Origin of the sequence: Zobellia alginiliquefaciens, from assembly GCF_029323795.1 — a bacterium.
Lineage (GTDB): Bacteria > Bacteroidota > Bacteroidia > Flavobacteriales > Flavobacteriaceae > Zobellia > Zobellia alginiliquefaciens.
Genome location: NZ_CP119758.1, coordinates 3228881 through 3245722, shown reverse-complemented (window position 1 = coordinate 3245722; position 16842 = coordinate 3228881). Strand labels below are relative to the sequence as shown.

Here is a 16842-nt window from a genome sequence, read left to right as displayed (position 1 = left end):
GTACTATGCACATAGAGACACCACAAAGAAATATTTCAAAAGGAGATAAAGAAGTTTTTGAGTTCTTAACGGATCTAAAGAATTTTGAAAAATTAATGCCCGATAATATCGATAAATTTGAAGTAATTAACGAAGACCGCTTCCTATTTGCCTTATCAGGAATGCCACAAATTGTTTTACAACGACAGTCACAAACCCCAAACAGCCAAATAGTTTTAGGTGCGGCTAGCGATAAACTACCCTTTACACTTACTGCAGATATTTTAGCTGTCAGTGATACGGAAAGCAAAGTTTCCCTAAGTTTTGAAGGCCAGTTCAACGCTATGATGGCAATGATGATCAAGCACCCAATAACGAATTTCATGGGTACGCTATCGGATAACTTAGCTAAGATTTAATTAGTAGAGCAATTTTACCTCTTTAATATCAAATTCTTTTAAAGCATTGTCTTCCAAGGCTATTTGTAGTTTCCCTTGTGGGGAAACCCCGCGAATAAAGCCCATGAACAGTTCGTTTTCCCTATTCTCAAAAGTAGAGGGCTTGTCTTTTCTAAAAAGTACCTGCTCGTAAGTCTGCCATAAGCTTTCTTTGCTACTCGTATTCGACTCTAAAAAAACAGATTTCAAACTTTTTAATAGATTGAACAACAACTCGTCCAAATCAAAACTTCTCCCCACAATTAATTTTAGAGACGATGCATTTTCGAGTGTTCCAAAAAAGGTTTGGTTCACATTCAGCCCTATTCCTATAATTGCGGTATTGATTAAAGTTCCCGACAGCATATTTTCAATAAGAATTCCACAAATTTTTGACGTACCTGACAGAATGTCGTTGGGCCATTTTATGGTTAAATCTGGTATTTGATATGTTTTTAAAGTATTATAAACGGCCAATGACACGCAAATATTCAGTAAAAAATAATCATTTGCCCCTAACGTCAAATCCTTCCTTAACACACTAAAAGTAAGGTTTTTACCAGAATCAGACTCCCATTTAGCGCCCATTTGCCCCTTTCCACTGTGTTGCTCTTTAGCGGAAACGACCGTAAAATCAGTCCTTTCGCCATCAGACAACAAACGCTTTAAATATGCGTTTGTAGAGTCCGTGGCATCAAGTTTGATTATATTCATGCTAGGCTCATTTTGAAGATATTGTATCTATTATAAAAAACTAGGTCTAAAAGAACAAAAAAATAATAACTTTGTAGAAACTAAAATTTTTGAATGCAAAAAAGCAAAGCCAGTGCAGATGAACTAATTGCATTGATATTACAGGGGATAGAAGAAGTTAAGGGGCAAGATATAAATCTCCTTGACCTTAGAGATATAGAAAACACCGTTTGCGACTACTTTATAATTTGTAATGGTACTTCAAATACGCACGTAAACGCAATAGTAGGTTCAATTCGTAAAATCGTTAGCAAATCCATACAAGACAAACCTTGGCACGTAGAAGGTGAAGATAATGCCGAGTGGGTATTAATGGACTATGTTAACGTTGTTGTACACGTTTTTCAAAGACAAGTTAGAGAATATTATGATATTGAAGGTCTTTGGGGAGATGCCAAAGTAACCACAATAGAAAGTAGTAGCAGTTTGAATCAGTAAAAAATAATAATGGCTAAAGATAATAATACAAACAACAAGAAACCGAAGTTCAGCTCATGGTGGATTTATGGATTGATTGCAATACTTTTAATAGGTTTTCAATTTATAGGTAGCGGCAATTTGGCCAGTACCAGAAAGACAACAACTTCAGAGCTACAAGAGTATCTTAGAAACGGTGATGTCAAAGAAATAATGATTATCACCAATACGCGTCAGGCCAAAGTTTTTCTTACGGAAGAAGCTATGGCCAAGGATGTTCATAAAGATGTAGCGGAAAAGCCTTTTCTACCCTCAACAGGTGCTGTACCCCAATATGTATTGGATTACGGTGATTTACAGAACTTTGAGAACGAAATAAAAAACATCAAAAAAGAAAACAATTTAGATACTATTGTTGATTACGATACGGACAATAATTATCTAATGGACCTTCTATTGGGCATACTACCTTTTGTACTAATAATTGGTATTTGGATTTATTTGATGCGCAGAATGTCTGGCGGCGGCGGTGGCGGCGCTGGTGGTCAAATCTTTAATATTGGAAAATCCAAAGCCAAGCTTTTTGACGAAAAGACAGATACCAGAACTTCATTTAAAGATGTTGCAGGTCTTGAAGGGGCCAAAGAGGAAGTAGAAGAAATTGTAGAATTCCTAAGAAACCCGGACAAGTACACTTCCCTGGGTGGTAAAATACCGAAAGGAGCCCTTTTGGTGGGCCCTCCGGGAACAGGTAAAACCCTTTTGGCAAAAGCTGTTGCTGGTGAGGCCAAAGTACCTTTCTTTTCCCTATCAGGTTCTGATTTCGTAGAAATGTTCGTAGGTGTAGGTGCTTCAAGAGTACGCGACTTGTTTAAACAAGCAAAAGATAAATCACCTGCCATTATATTTATTGATGAGATAGATGCCATTGGTAGAGCACGTGGCAAGAACAACTTTACCGGATCTAACGATGAACGTGAAAACACCTTGAACCAGTTATTGACTGAAATGGATGGTTTTGGAACGAACACCAATGTTATTGTTTTAGCGGCTACCAACCGTGCAGATGTTTTGGATAAAGCTTTAATGCGTGCCGGTCGTTTTGACAGACAGATATATGTAGACCTTCCGGATATTAGAGAAAGGGAAGAAATTTTTGAAGTTCACCTAAGACCTATCAAAACTTCTGAGGCTTTAGACCTTGATTTCCTAGCCAGACAAACACCTGGTTTCTCTGGAGCGGATATTGCAAATGTTTGTAATGAAGCTGCATTAATCGCGGCTAGAAAAGAGAAAAAGGCAGTTTCAAAGCAAGATTTCCTGGATGCTGTTGACAGAATTGTTGGCGGATTGGAGAAAAAGAACAAAATTATAACTCCTGGTGAAAAGGAAACTATTGCTTTTCATGAGGCAGGTCACGCTACTACAAGTTGGATGTTGGAGCATGCCGCTCCATTGGTAAAAGTTACTATCGTACCAAGAGGGCAATCCTTAGGTGCCGCATGGTATTTGCCAGAAGAACGCCTTATTGTACGCCCAGAGCAAATGCTAGATGAAATGTGCGCCACTATGGGAGGTAGAGCTGCGGAAAAAGTAATTTTCAATAAAATTTCTACCGGAGCCTTGAGTGATTTGGAAAAAGTAACCAAGCAAGCAAGGGCAATGGTAACCATTTACGGTCTTAACGACGAAATAGGTAACATTACATATTACGATTCATCGGGACAAGACTCATATGGTTTCTCCAAACCTTACAGTGAGGATACTGCCAAAAAGATTGATGAGGAAATATCTAAAATTATTGAGGAGCAATACCAAAGAGCTATTCAGGTATTGACCGATAATAAGGATAAACTTACCATCCTTGCAGAAAGATTATTGGAAAAAGAAGTCATCTTTAAAGAAGACTTAGAAAAGATTTTTGGCAAAAGATCTTTTGGAGAAGAGTTCGATAAAAAAGGACAAGAAAAAATTTCTAATGGTTCAATATCCTCAGAGGATGCGTTAACTGAAGAAGGAGAAGAAAATAAATAAGAATATTTAACGTTTTCTTTAACTAGAGAGAACGCATATTGAGTTTTACAAGAGCAAATGGGGCTATTTGATAAATTATTCGGTGGCGGCAAGCAAAAGAAGGTTTCCAAAGAAACAGCGGAAACTAGAGGTGCACATATGCCTGATCTGAACATTCCTGTAGATGAGAAATTTACCATACATTTTAAACAGAATGGTGGTAAATTTCTTTACTGCGATTCGTTTTCCGAGATTTCTCAGGCGGTAAAAAATATCGTTAATGAGAATAGCTGGCAGGAACATCCGTTCTATGTCATAAACCCTAAACTCAAAGAAAAATTTTCCAAAGAAAATATTAGCTTCACCAATGTTAGTAAAGAAAGTGAAGTATTCTTTACCACTTGCGAGCATTTAATAGCTCAAAATGGTTCTATTTTGGTTTGTTCCAATCAGTTAATGGATAAAAAACTTAACGAACTACCATATAATGTAATCGTATTTGCAACTACTAGTCAATTAGTTGAATCTATAGGAGAAGGTTTAAAAACCATTAAAAAGAAATACGATCATAATATACCCGCAAACATTACTACATTAAAACACTTTCAAGCCAACGAAGGAAATTCAGATGATTTTCTAACTTACGGAAGCAGTTCTAAAAACCTGTACCTCCTACTTCTGGAAGACCTATAATAACATGAAGGAAGTTTTAAGACGGTCGCTTACAGGAGCTGTTTACATCTTTTTATTGTTGTCCGCAGTCTTTTTAAGTTCAGATGCCTTCGATTTTTTATTCATGATATTTGGCCTTGCCTGTCTCAATGAATACAAAAAGCTTGTTGATTTAAAAGGGCTTCATATTTATGGCGCCTATTTAATTCTATGGTGGGCATTTATCTACTTTGTAAGTGATATGATTTTGGTGTATGTCCTTTTGGGATGTACCTTAACCGTAAATTGCATGTTGCTTTATTACCTTTTTTCTAAAAGGACAAAACTATTTAATACCGTTCAAAAGTTTCTTATTGGTTTATTCTATGTAGGAGGTGGCTGTATCTACCTAACCATGATTCCTTACACCAATAATGACTTCGCAAAATTTTTAATTATAGGTATTTTTATCTTAATTTGGGTAAATGATTCGTTTGCTTACATAGTAGGTCGTAGCTTTGGACGTACCAAATTGTTTCCTGCGGTATCTCCAAAGAAAACGATTGAAGGTGCATTAGGCGGATTAGTTTTTGCTGTTGGATCAGCTTATTTTATGGCTAAATATGAACCTATTTTAAACCCCATGCAATGGGTAATATTAGCCGTAGTTATAGTAATAGCTGGTAACTTAGGTGATTTAATTGAATCAAAATTTAAAAGAACGGCAGGCGTAAAAGATAGTGGTGCTATTTTACCTGGCCATGGCGGTATGTTAGATCGTCTAGATAGTTTAATATTTGCTGCACCATTTGCGTACTTAACCTTAAAAATATTCGCCCATGTTTCATAGAGAGGGTCAAAAAATTATTCTGATTACCTTTTTTATCGTTGCAGTAATCATACTTGGTTCTCAGTATGCAATTGATATACCTTGGCTACGCATGGGTATTCAATTGATTGCCGTTGTTTTTCTTATATTGATTCTTCAATTTTTTAGAAACCCAACGCGTAGGGCCGCAAAAAACTTTGATGACATCTTAGCTCCTGTGGATGGAAAAGTAGTTGTTATTGAAGAAGTGGAAGAAACGGAATATTTTAAGGACAAACGTATACAGGTGTCTATTTTTATGTCGCCAACCAACGTGCATGTTACCCGTTACCCTGTTAGCGGAAGTGTGAAATTCTCTAAATACCATCCGGGTAAATATTTGGTTGCTTGGCATCCTAAATCCAGCACGGAAAACGAAAGAACAACTGTTGTTATCCGTACACCAAAGTTTGGCGATATCCTGTACAGACAGATTGCCGGTGCATTAGCGAGACGTATTGTCAACTACGCGGAAGAGGGTGATAATGTTCAGCAGGGAGAAGATGCAGGTTTTATAAAATTTGGATCTAGGGTGGATTTATTTTTACCCTTAGATTGTGCAATTACGGTTAAATTAAATCAGAAAGTAATCGGTGCTGAAACTTGTGTTGCCGCTGTTCTAAAAAAGAATGAAGAAGGAGAAATTACATACTGATTTTGACAAAGCGGTAGAGTTCATGAATAACTTTACCGAACCACTGCCTGCAGATTTACTACTAAAGCTCTATGCTTATTACAAGATAGCTAATAGAAACTATAGCAATCCTGGTAGTAGCACTCCATTAATCAATGCTTTTAAAGCTAATGCACTTATTCAGGCAAAGAGTATAAAGCGAGAGGACGCAATGAAAGCATACATTAAACTCGTTAAGAACGAGGTACGTAAAAAAAACTGATTACCATCTTGTCTACTCGTATAAATCGTTAGTATCCGCTTTACACAGTTCGTAAATAAAATCACCCATTTTTAGGGTCACATCGTTAAAAAATCGCTCACCCTTTTCTTTTGTTGCTTTATGAGGATTGCCCACGCCGGTATCCTCACTTATTTCCGACCATTTTCTTTCGGCCCAAGCCCAACCTTCCGAAAACGGTTTGATTTTATATTTCTTAGAAGCCCCATCACCCCATTTTTCCCTGGGCAATACCAAATCTGGTTGCAAATGAAGCATCAGGCTAGTTTCCATCTCATCTGCATGATCTCCTTTTTCTTCAAAATACAAACCTTTGTTCAATACCCCCGGAAAGAAACAAAAGCTAATAAACATCTTAGGGAACTTATAGCCCAGCTCACGTACCAAAGGTTTAAAGTTATTGCCGCCATGACCATTAAATATCAATAATTTATACACGCCTTGTCTATTAAGAACCTCTACTATGTCAGTCAAAATAGCAAGCTGTGTACTTGGATTTAAATTAATATCTAGATATATATCAGATTGGCCTGTATTAACACCAAACGGTACGGTAGGCAACACAACAGGCCTCCCTCCTTTCTCCCATGCCACTCGCGCTGATTCCGCGGTCATATAATCGGCCTGAATATTATCGGTCGCATAGGGCAAATGATAATTATGCGCCTCTGTGGCTCCCCAAGGCAGTATAGCCAAGTCAAACTTTTCATCCTTTAGGGCTTCCCAATTGGTTTCTGCTAAAATATAAGGTCTCATAAAGTTAATTTGATTTAAAAGTACAGTCTTTTTGAGGGCAGACATCTCAAAACTACTTTAATAAAAAAACAATCAAACCATTGTTTTGCTATTTTGAACTACAGATTCAAAATAAGTAAAGTATACACCGCAAAAGGCAGTAATCAAAAAGTAAATACCCACAAGCCAACTTCCGAAAGTAATGTAGCTATTCATACCGAACCAATCACCCGAAATAGAAATCAACACTAATCCTACTATACCCCTGAAAAGTTCAATATAAACGGCATATGGTTTTCGGTCCATTAAAGTAGTGTACCCATAAATACCAACAAAAACTATAAAACCGAATACTAAAAGTCCGCTCACTCCAATCTCGGTATAGTTAAAAAACATGAACCATAAAAATAGTGTTGTGGCAATGAGTTGAAAAATAGCGTATACTTTTAAAGCTATGGATGCCTGGGTGTCGTATCGCGTAAAGCCATAGACATCTTCAATAATTTCGATAGGATATTTTGTTTTGACGTCCTCTGGCCTCCAACCCGTGGGCATAAACCATATACGCAATTTATCTAAATAGCTCTTAGTGCGCCACGCATCTTGCATCAATCGCCAAAGGTGTTGAAAATTAATAGGAATAGGATTCCATGTAGAAGCTGGTTTTAATACGCCATACTGGGGAGGTACGTCCTCCAACTCTTCTTGAAACGTACCAAACCAACGATCCCAGACACAAAGAATCTGTCCCAAATTCTTATCTATATATTCAGGATTTATTGCGTGATGAACCCTATGTTGTGATGGCGTAACAATGATATACTCTGCCCAACCCATTTTACCTATGTGCTGTGTGTGGTACCAAAATTGCGCAAATAAATGAATTGGAGCTAGTATGGCTATTATCTCGTTAGGCACCCCAAAGAAAGCAGCCGGAATCAATAGTAAGGGAAAATAACCAATCAAATTAGAAATAGACTGGCGCAACGCACATGCAAGATTAAACTCTTCGCTGCTGTGATGAATAACATGTTGATTCCAGAAAAAGTTTACCTTATGATTTAGCCTGTGGTTCCAATATCCTGCAAAATCTATGACTACAAAGGCCACAATCCATAGAAGCCAAGTACTCTCTAATGTAAACACGGCCAAATTCTCCAATAAAATAGGATAGGTCACCAAGATAAAACCCAAACCCAAAGTATCTTTGATGATATTGGTAAAACCTGCGCTGATACTTGAAACCGAATCCAGCACTTTATGCTTCTGATCTTTCACAAAATAGCCATATCCTATTTCTATGGCCAAAAGCACCACAAAAAATGGAATTGCATACAAAAGCGCCTGAGCATAACTTTCCACTTTGTGAGTTTTAAATTTTTATTTAGTATTGATATTTCTCTATAAATAGAGACGAACAGTTTTTTAATTGAGCCGAATTTAATTAAAAGGACCAACCATTATATGAGCTCGAAAAGTTCCGGGATCCATTAACCAAGGCATTCCCTTTTCATGTGGTTTTGATGGTAAACCGGTAGTCTCAACAGTAGCAAAGGGTGTATAAATAACATAACGATATTGACCATCTCCCAACTCACCTGTTTTCTTGTCATACGCCTCGTCACTTCCGTAATAAATATAGAGCATACTAGGAACGATAGGCATTTGCCATTTACCCGCTGCAACCTCAGCGCCTTGTATTTCTCTTTTCTCCTTTGTATTTTTTCCTTCCAACGTAAGCTCTCTTCCTCGCTTCATAAAAGGCTCTAACGACTTTGAATAACAAGCTACACTTATTCCCTCTTTTGACGGATCATCTGCAATACAAACAAGATTATTGGAACCTTCCCTGAGAACCATCAAGCTTCCCGAGCTATCATAACCATAGACCATTGCAGCATCTTTATCTGCTTCCGGAGCTGGCAAAACGGCTGTTTTTATTTGAATTTCCGGAGAAAGAATCTCCACCTTAGTTTCTTGAGAAGTCATGAAAAAGACTGAGAAAAAAGCAATGCAAAATAGGATGTTTTTCATAATATGCTGGTTTACATAAATATAAAGCGAAAAATTAATTTTTACACCAAAAGCAGCAAAATTTATGAGGGAAGTCTAAAAAGAAGGACCCCGAAGCCATAAAGTGGGGGAACACGTAGGATTATGACAAATGGGGCCTCCAATGACTTAAGCAGATTAGACAATCCTCAAAAAATAAGTATCCAAGTAAGACTATGGAGCTATTATAATCTAATTTTTCATGTCGTTACACTGATAAGACATTACAATATACGTTTATAAATGAATATAGGTTCATTTATAAACGTTAAAATTTTATGATTTTATGGCATCCCAACACACACGAAAAGATTGCTCCATCAAACTATCCGTTAACTCAATTTTATCCTTGACCAATTGTCTCGCAAAAGTATTGGCGTATCCATATAACAATGAAATCATCAAACGGTTATCAATATTTTTTACAATTAGCTCTTCTTTACCTTTATTCAACATCGTTTTTAAATAGCTTAAAAACTGTTCATCAAGTTCATTTGTTTCTTCCGATACATAAGATGAATACCGGAATTGATGCATAAAAACCACCTCTGAGCTATTGGACACACGGAATTTTAATACGTTAGACCATATAATCCAAAATTGTTTTTTCAACGGAAGATGCTGTACAGAAGGTAATAATGAAAGTGTACCGCGAACTAACAAATGCTTGTACAGCTCATTTAATAGTTCTTCTTTACTATCAAAATATATATACAAAGTTCCGGAAGCCAATTGAGCCTTTTCGGCAATAGATGACATGGTAAGTTTATTTAACCCAACTTCAGAAGTCAACTCAATAGTCGCTTCAAAAATTGTATTAATCTTAGTGTCATCTTTAACTCTCACCTGACTAATATAGCAATTAAAGTGAATATATATTCATTTATTGCGATGCAATTTTAGTTGAAACATCTGTACAACAGCCTGAATATAGGTGCTCTATCCTGCTCCACTAATCCAGCATTACTGGTGAAAAAGTTGTTTGGAACTATTTCATCGCCCCAAAACAAAACGGCCGGATACTCTAGAAATAGAATAACCGGCCGCAATTATTGTACTAACAAAAAGTTTATCCCAAACTGGCTAAACTTTTTTCTAAGGTTTCAATTTTAGCCTCGGCATCTGCTTGCTTTTGACGCTCTATTGTAATTACCTTTTCAGGAGCATTATTTACAAAACGCTCATTGGAAAGTTTCTTCTGTACAGATTTTAAAAAGCCTTTGGTGTACTTCAACTCCTCTTCAATCTTTTTGATTTCCGCTTCAACATCTATTGCTCCGCTTATCGGCACAAAGTATTCGTTGCTTTTTACACGAAAGGACAAAGCGCCATCAACCGTGGCATCAACATATGAAATCTCGGAGACATTGGTCAGTTTTTCTATAACCACATCCCAAGTTTTGGCCAATTTACCCTCATTTAGAACCATAAGCTCTAAACTTTCTTTCATAGGTATGTTCTTTTCTTTACGAATGTTCCGAACACCGGACACCACTTCTGCTGCTATATCAAAACTTTCTATAAGAGCATCGTCCACCTTTTCCAATTGAGGCCATTTTGCTACTACCAAAGCCTCTTCCGGAGTACGCTCTGTTATGTGTTGCCAAACCTCCTCAGTTAAGAACGGCATAAACGGATGTAACAACTTTAAGTTTTGTTCAAATAAATCGATAACCGCTTCATAAGTGGCCTTATCAATTGGTTTCTGATAGTCTGGCTTAATAATTTCCAACAACCATGAACTATAATCATCCCAAACCAACTTATAAATAGCCATTAAAGCATCTGAAATACGGTATTTGCTAAAATGGTCTTCAATTTCAACCAAAGTTTTATTGAATTTAGCTTTGTACCACTCTATACCCAATTTTGATGCTTCGGGTTGTGGTAAATCTGCTATCTCCCACCCTTTCAGTAATCGGAAGCCGTTCCATATTTTATTGGCGAAGTTTTTACCTTGTTGACACAAATCTTCATCAAACATCAAATCGTTACCCGCAGCTGAGCTTAACAGAAGCCCTACTCTAACTCCATCTGCTCCGTAATCTTCTATTAACTTAAGTGCATCTGGTGAATTTCCTAGCGACTTGGACATTTTTCTACGTTGCTTATCACGCACCAATCCGGTAAAATATACATTTTGGAAAGGACGTTCATCTCGATATTCGTAACCGGAAATAATCATTCTAGCCACCCAGAAGAAAATAATATCCGGACCTGTCACCAAATCATTAGTTGGGTAATAGTAGTTAACCTCATCATTATCCGGCTCTAAAATACCGTTAAAGACACTTATTGGCCACAACCAAGATGAAAACCAAGTATCCAGGGCATCCTCGTCTTGTTTTAGGTCCGCTTCTGTCAAATTGGCATTGCCTGACTTTTCCTGTGCTAGTTTTAAGGCATCTTCAATAGTTTCCGCAACTACAAAATCTTCTTGTCCGTCACCAAAATAAAAGGCCGGAATCTGTTGTCCCCACCATAATTGACGAGAAATATTCCAATCCCGAATGTTTTCCATCCAATGGCGATAGGTATTCTCGAACTTTTTGGGGAAGAACTTTACTTCTTCCGTCTTAAGAACAGATTCTATGGCCGGTTTAACCAAATCTTCCATTTTTAAGAACCATTGATCGCTCAAACGTGGTTCGATAACAGCTTTGGTCCGCTCAGAAGTACCCACCTTATTAACGTAGTTCTCCTTTTTTACCAAAAATCCTTTTTCTTCCAGCTCTTTGGTAATTTCCTTACGAACTACAAAACGGTCTTTTCCTTCGTAATGCAATCCAAAAGAATTAAAAGTAGCATCCGCATTAAAAATATCTATGGTTTCTAGTCCGTGTTTTTCTCCTAAGGCTTTATCATTAATATCGTGGGCAGGAGTAATTTTTAAACATCCGGTACCAAATTCAATATCAACATATTCATCTTCAATAATTGGTACAACCCTACCGGAAATAGGTACAACTACCTTTTTTCCTTGTAGATGACGATAACGTTCATCATTAGGATTGATACATACTGCCGTATCCCCTAAAATGGTCTCTGGCCTCGTAGTAGCAATGGTTACACGCTCATCAGAACCTTCAATAGGATATGAGAGGTAGTACAAAAGTCCTTGTTTTTCCTCATAAATCACCTCTTCATCAGAAAGTGTGGTCTGCGCCTCCGGGTCCCAGTTTACCATACGGTACCCTCTATAGATCAATCCTTTATTAAATAAATCAACAAATACTTTAATGACCGACTTATACATGTCGTCATCCATAGTGAATTTTGTACGTTGCCAATCACATGAAGCACCTAATTTCTTAAGCTGCTCAAGAATTACACCGCCGTATTCATCTGTCCAATCCCAAGCGTGCTTTAAAAATTCTTCACGGCTCAGATCGGCTTTATCTATACCTTCTGATTTCAACTTGGCTACAACTTTAGCCTCTGTAGCAATTGAAGCGTGGTCCATACCTGGTACCCAGCACGCGTTTTTACCCATTAAGCGCGCACGTCTTATCAATACATCTTGAATAGTATTGTTAAGCATGTGCCCCATATGAAGTACTCCTGTTACGTTTGGCGGAGGAATTACAATAGTGTAAGGCTCTCTCTCATCTGGAGTAGATGAAAAATAATCATGCTCCATCCAGTAATCATACCAATGATTTTCAGCTTTTAAGGAGTCATATTTAGAAGGGATATCCATATTTTTGGAACGGTTTTTGACTAAGGAATGTCGGTCATAACAATAAAGACCGAAATAAGAAGTTGCGTTATTAATAAATTATGGCAATTTTGCCTTGTTTCAAATACGAAACAAAAATAAGTAACGTTAACAGATAACAAAAGAATTTTGGAGGTTCATCTGAAAAGATTTATTTTTGAGATTCCCTAAATTTAATAAAATGAAAAAAATAGTACTCGTATTATTTGTTGGCCTAATGGGATTAACCCTTACCGCACAGGATAAGGCCGCTAAAATTGAATTCAAATCTGAAACCGTTGATTACGGCGAGATTCAAAAAGGGGCCGATGGTGTTCGTGTTTTTGAATTTACGAATACTGGTCAAGCTCCATTGATTATTAGCAAGGTAAGCTCTAGCTGTGGTTGTACCATACCTAAAAAACCAGAAGATCCAATTTTACCAGGAAAAACAGGTGAAATTCAAGTAAAATATGACACCAACCGTGTTGGTCCGATTAGAAAGGCCATTACAGTAATTTCTAATGCCGACACACCAACAAAGGTGCTAAAAATTAAAGGTGAGGTTAAAGCTTCTGAAGGCAAATAAACTCATCTTATCTTAAAAATTGAATAAAAGACCTGATCGCAAGATCGGGTCTTTTTTATTTAAGCATATTTTTGAGTACAAAAGTGAATAGCAAATCGGAATTATAACGCTCAATTAATAGCTTAATACGCTTGCCCTCTTTTTCATTGATCATCTCTAAAATATCTTGAAGTTTGTACCGGTGAACACTTTTTCCGTTTACCGCCAAAATAACATCTCCTTCTTGCAAACCGGCCTCATGCGCCGGACTACCTGCACGAATAGAAGAAACAATAATTTCCGGAGCAACACTTAATCGGGTCTGATTTTCAAAAAGTAGTTGCACATTACCAAATTCACGTTTATCCGCATACACTACTCCTCGCCCGTCACTAATACTTTCTGCTATATAGCGAATGCCTGCATGCTGCAAATCCAATCCGGACAAGTTGTATTTAAAAGGTCTATTGAAATTAGAATTCTTACGAAGTATAATACGGTTTCTTTGATAATCGAACACAACGCGGAACCTTTTTAAAACCGAGCCACCTAAACTACCGTTACGATTCACCAAATTTGTAAGTTCTCGAAAAGAATCCTTATCGGGAAAAGCTGCTTTAGCATCATTCAACATAAAACGACCTATTTTTAAACCATTTACCTTAGTTCTTTTACCGTAAATATTTCCGTTAAGGCCCTTCCCCAGAAAATCATCATAATGTTTATCCGGTACCTGAACCGAATCACTCTCAAAGAGCCAAAGTGCATCACTGCTGCCCGTATCCAGAAGTAATCTTGCAGAAACCTCCTTTCCATCATTCAAATAGAGTCCCGTATTCAAATACGCTTTTTTAGCCCTAATGGACAAAGGCAGGACTTCATTGCTTTTGTTTTCCCTATATACATACGTCTCCGGGTCACGAAAACGGATACTCTTTTTGGTATAGTTGATATCTACCACAAAATCCCTAAAAATATCATAGCCAATAATACCATGTACAGGGATTCCCAAAGAAGTAGAAAAATTGATACTCTTATCCATCACGACGAATAATTTCTGATTCTCGTTCACGATATTTTTCAGACGAAATTGATTCCCTTTTGAAGCCAAGGCCTTAATTGGTTCATTATCGCCAAAACCTTTAATGGTAATTTCAGAAACATGGTTTATTTGAACCGAATCCGTTTCGGAGATATTGAACAATATGGGAGAACTTACTCCGGAGTCCAATAAAAAAGAAAGTTCCGTACCATTCACTTCAATAGGCACTATAATGAGGTTGTTTATAAGCTGAAATTTTACCTTTTCGGATTTTTGGCCTTCGGGCAAATTAAAGCCCTGCCCTGTTACCGAAAAAGAAAGCAGCATTAGAAAGAATATGATATGTGGACGAAGGCAGTTCAACTTTTTTCATATTTCCTTCTATAATTTACGATTTTTTCACATACACCACTTGTTTTTTAACAAAAGACCAATAAACGAATTCCCAAGGCGTATGGTTTTGTCATTTGGTTTCCTCATTTTTGCAGCAAAATTGTACTTATATGCCAAAAGTATCTCAAAAAGGGCTTTCAATGCCCTCATCACCAATTAGAAAACTAGTTCCTTACGCAGAAGAAGCGAAGAAAAAAGGGGTTAAAGTAATACATCTAAATATTGGTCAACCAGACATAAAGACTCCACAAGTAGCGCTGGATGCAGTAAAAAACAACACCTTGGACGTTATTGCCTATAGCCGTACCGAAGGTTCAGAAGAATACCGTGAAAAGCTTGCTGCCTATTACGCTAAGAATGATATTCACGTAACTGCACAAGATATTATAGTGACCACAGGTGGCTCCGAAGCTTTAGCTTTCACCATGGGCAGTATCGCGGATAATGGCGATGAAATAATCATTCCCGAGCCTTTTTATGCCAATTACAACGGATTTGCTACCGCTACAGGGGTAAAGGTTGTTCCGGTAATATCCAATATCGATTCTAATTTTGCCCTTCCAGCCATTGAAGAGTTCGAAAAACTGATTACACCTAAAACAAAGGCTATTCTTATTTGTAATCCGGGAAATCCTACGGGATACTTATATACCCGTGAGGAAATAAAGAAACTAGCGGCCATCGTTAAAAAACATGATCTGTTCTTAATTGCGGATGAAGTATACCGTGAATTTACTTATGACGGAAAAGAGCACTACTCTATTTTACAGGAAGAAGGGTTGGAAGAACATGCCATTATCGTAGACTCCGTTAGCAAAAGATATAGCATGTGCGGGGCTCGAATAGGTTGTTTGGTCACCAAGAACCAAGACATTATTAAAACAGCCATAAAATTTGCACAAGCAAGATTATCGCCACCAACATATGCTCAAATAGCCAGTGAGGCCGCTTTGGAAACTCCACAAAGTTATTTTGACGATGTCAAAGAAGAGTATGTAGGCCGTAGAAACCTTCTAATTGAAGAATTGGAGAAAATTGAAGGCATTAAAATAGGTAAGCCTCAAGGTGCTTTTTATTGCATTGCGGAATTACCCATAACAGATGCAGATGATTTTGCTCAGTGGCTGCTAGAAGATTTTAGACTGAACAATGAAACCGTAATGGTTGCACCTGCTGCAGGATTTTATGCTTCAGAAGGACATGGTAAGAACCAAATAAGAATTGCCTATGTTCTTGATAAAGGCAACTTAAAGAGAGCTGTTCACATACTAAAGGAGGCGCTAAAAAGTTATATAGCTTAATGGAGGTAAAAAAAGATATATCCCTTAAGCCCTATAATACCTTTGGAATAGATGCCAAAGCTAGATTCTTTGTTGAAATCAATAGCCTGGAAGACTTAAAAGAAGCTCTTCAACTTAACGATTACCCCAACAAATTTGTTCTTAGCGGGGGAAGTAATATGTTGATTACCACTAACAATGTTGATGCATTGGTTTTACACATCAACTTAAAAGGAAAAGAAGTTCTTGAAGAGAGTGACGACAATGTACTTTTAAAGGTTATGGCCGGCGAAAATTGGCACCAAATGGTACTATGGACGCTAGACCAAAATTATGGTGGATTAGAAAATATGTCTCTTATTCCTGGTAACACTGGTACGGCCCCAATTCAAAACATTGGCGCTTACGGTGTTGAACTAAAGGATAATTTTGTTTCTTGCGAAGCAATGCATATTGAAACTCAAACCCTAAAGACTTTTTCTAAAGAAGACTGTCAGTTTGGCTATCGTGATTCTTTTTTTAAGAACGAAGGAAAAGGAAAATACATTATCACTTCGGTAATCATACAACTGTCGAAAAAGAACCATAAGAAAAACACCTCTTACGGTGCTATTGACGCTGAATTGGAAAAAATGGGCATTTTAGACCCTACTATAAAAGATATTTCAAATGCTGTAATAGCAATTAGGCAAAGTAAATTGCCAGACCCCGCAGTTTTGGGCAATAGCGGGAGTTTTTTCAAAAATCCGATAATTAGCCTAGAAGATTACACCCGGTTCATTACACTCCATCCTGAAGCTCCATCCTATAAAATTACGGATGAAAGCTATAAAATACCAGCAGGCTGGCTAATTGAACAATGTGGTTTTAAAGGTAAAAGATTCGGTGACGCCGGTATTCATAAAAATCAGGCGTTGGTTCTTGTCAACCACGGTAATGCTACAGGTGAAGAAATGTTAAATTTAGCCTATAGAATAATTGAGGAAGTAGATAAGAAATTCGGTATTAATATATCACCGGAGGTAAACATCATAAAATAAATA

General features: G+C 37.3%; 17 protein-coding genes. 10 read left to right on the top strand and 7 right to left on the bottom strand.

The features are described 5' to 3' along the window. Positions 1–5 precede the first annotated feature (5 nt). Complete coding sequence (locus P0077_RS13580) at positions 6–398, top strand: SRPBCC family protein (protein WP_276165766.1); 393 nt, start codon at positions 6–8, stop codon at positions 396–398. On the opposite strand, the gene P0077_RS13575 is transcribed toward P0077_RS13580, so the two are convergent. Next, positions 399–1130 (bottom strand): biotin--[acetyl-CoA-carboxylase] ligase, encoded by a 732-nt coding sequence (locus P0077_RS13575; RefSeq protein ID WP_276165765.1) that lies wholly within the window; start codon positions 1128–1130, stop codon positions 399–401. It abuts the gene before it with no gap. Positions 1131–1223: 93 nt separating this feature from the next. Between P0077_RS13575 and rsfS the strand changes: the two genes are divergently transcribed. The 6 genes from rsfS to P0077_RS13545 are packed head-to-tail and all read left to right on the top strand — an operon-like array spanning position 1224 to position 6014. Further along, positions 1224–1607 (top strand): ribosome silencing factor, encoded by a 384-nt coding sequence (gene rsfS / locus P0077_RS13570; protein ID WP_276165764.1) that lies wholly within the window; start codon positions 1224–1226, stop codon positions 1605–1607. Between the two features lie 9 nt (positions 1608–1616). Then, a complete protein-coding gene (gene ftsH / locus P0077_RS13565) occupies positions 1617–3620 on the top strand; it encodes an ATP-dependent zinc metalloprotease FtsH (RefSeq protein ID WP_276165763.1) in 2004 nt (667 codons plus the stop codon). Positions 3621–3677: 57 nt separating this feature from the next. After that, positions 3678–4292: an LUD domain-containing protein gene (locus P0077_RS13560; RefSeq protein ID WP_276165762.1), complete on the top strand. Its 615-nt coding sequence runs from the start codon at positions 3678–3680 to the stop codon at positions 4290–4292. A gap of 4 nt (positions 4293–4296) precedes the next feature. Then, positions 4297–5100, top strand: coding sequence for a phosphatidate cytidylyltransferase (locus P0077_RS13555; RefSeq protein WP_276165761.1), 804 nt, complete (start codon positions 4297–4299; stop codon positions 5098–5100). Next, positions 5090–5773 (top strand): phosphatidylserine decarboxylase family protein, encoded by a 684-nt coding sequence (locus P0077_RS13550; RefSeq protein WP_276165760.1) that lies wholly within the window; start codon positions 5090–5092, stop codon positions 5771–5773. Before P0077_RS13555 ends, P0077_RS13550 begins: the two co-directional genes overlap by 11 nt. Continuing rightward, positions 5748–6014 (top strand): acyl-CoA-binding protein, encoded by a 267-nt coding sequence (locus P0077_RS13545; RefSeq protein WP_276165759.1) that lies wholly within the window; start codon positions 5748–5750, stop codon positions 6012–6014. Before P0077_RS13550 ends, P0077_RS13545 begins: the two co-directional genes overlap by 26 nt. A gap of 12 nt (positions 6015–6026) precedes the next feature. Here P0077_RS13545 and P0077_RS13540 read toward each other — a convergent pair whose 3' ends face one another. The 5 genes from P0077_RS13540 to P0077_RS13520 form a co-directional block, all read right to left on the bottom strand. Next, positions 6027–6788: a creatininase family protein gene (locus P0077_RS13540; RefSeq protein WP_276165758.1), complete on the bottom strand. Its 762-nt coding sequence runs from the start codon at positions 6786–6788 to the stop codon at positions 6027–6029. A 72-nt stretch (positions 6789–6860) separates the two neighbouring features. After that, a complete protein-coding gene (locus P0077_RS13535; protein ID WP_276165757.1) occupies positions 6861–8129 on the bottom strand; it encodes a sterol desaturase family protein in 1269 nt (422 codons plus the stop codon). A gap of 78 nt (positions 8130–8207) precedes the next feature. Then, positions 8208–8801 (bottom strand): hypothetical protein, encoded by a 594-nt coding sequence (locus P0077_RS13530; protein ID WP_276165756.1) that lies wholly within the window; start codon positions 8799–8801, stop codon positions 8208–8210. Positions 8802–9095: 294 nt separating this feature from the next. Beyond that, positions 9096–9665: a TetR/AcrR family transcriptional regulator gene (locus tag P0077_RS13525; protein WP_276165755.1), complete on the bottom strand. Its 570-nt coding sequence runs from the start codon at positions 9663–9665 to the stop codon at positions 9096–9098. 223 nt (positions 9666–9888) lie between these two features. Further along, positions 9889–12519, bottom strand: a complete 2631-nt coding sequence (locus P0077_RS13520) for a valine--tRNA ligase (RefSeq protein ID WP_276165754.1) — start codon at positions 12517–12519, stop codon at positions 9889–9891. Between the two features lie 199 nt (positions 12520–12718). Between P0077_RS13520 and P0077_RS13515 the strand changes: the two genes are divergently transcribed. After that, entirely contained in the window at positions 12719–13105 is a 387-nt protein-coding gene (locus tag P0077_RS13515; protein WP_276165753.1) for a DUF1573 domain-containing protein, read from the top strand. A 55-nt stretch (positions 13106–13160) separates the two neighbouring features. On the opposite strand, the gene P0077_RS13510 is transcribed toward P0077_RS13515, so the two are convergent. Then, the gene (locus P0077_RS13510) at positions 13161–14489 is read right to left on the bottom strand and encodes a PDZ domain-containing protein (protein WP_276165752.1); all 1329 of its coding nucleotides are present in this window, start codon (positions 14487–14489) and stop codon (positions 13161–13163) included. Positions 14490–14629: 140 nt separating this feature from the next. On the opposite strand from P0077_RS13510, the gene P0077_RS13505 reads away from it, so the two are divergent. Further along, positions 14630–15820, top strand: a complete 1191-nt coding sequence (locus P0077_RS13505) for a pyridoxal phosphate-dependent aminotransferase (RefSeq protein WP_276165751.1) — start codon at positions 14630–14632, stop codon at positions 15818–15820. Further along, complete coding sequence (murB, locus tag P0077_RS13500) at positions 15820–16839, top strand: UDP-N-acetylmuramate dehydrogenase (protein ID WP_276165750.1); 1020 nt, start codon at positions 15820–15822, stop codon at positions 16837–16839. The genes P0077_RS13505 and murB overlap by 1 nt, the downstream gene beginning before the upstream one ends. The last annotated feature ends 3 nt before the right edge of the window (positions 16840–16842 follow it).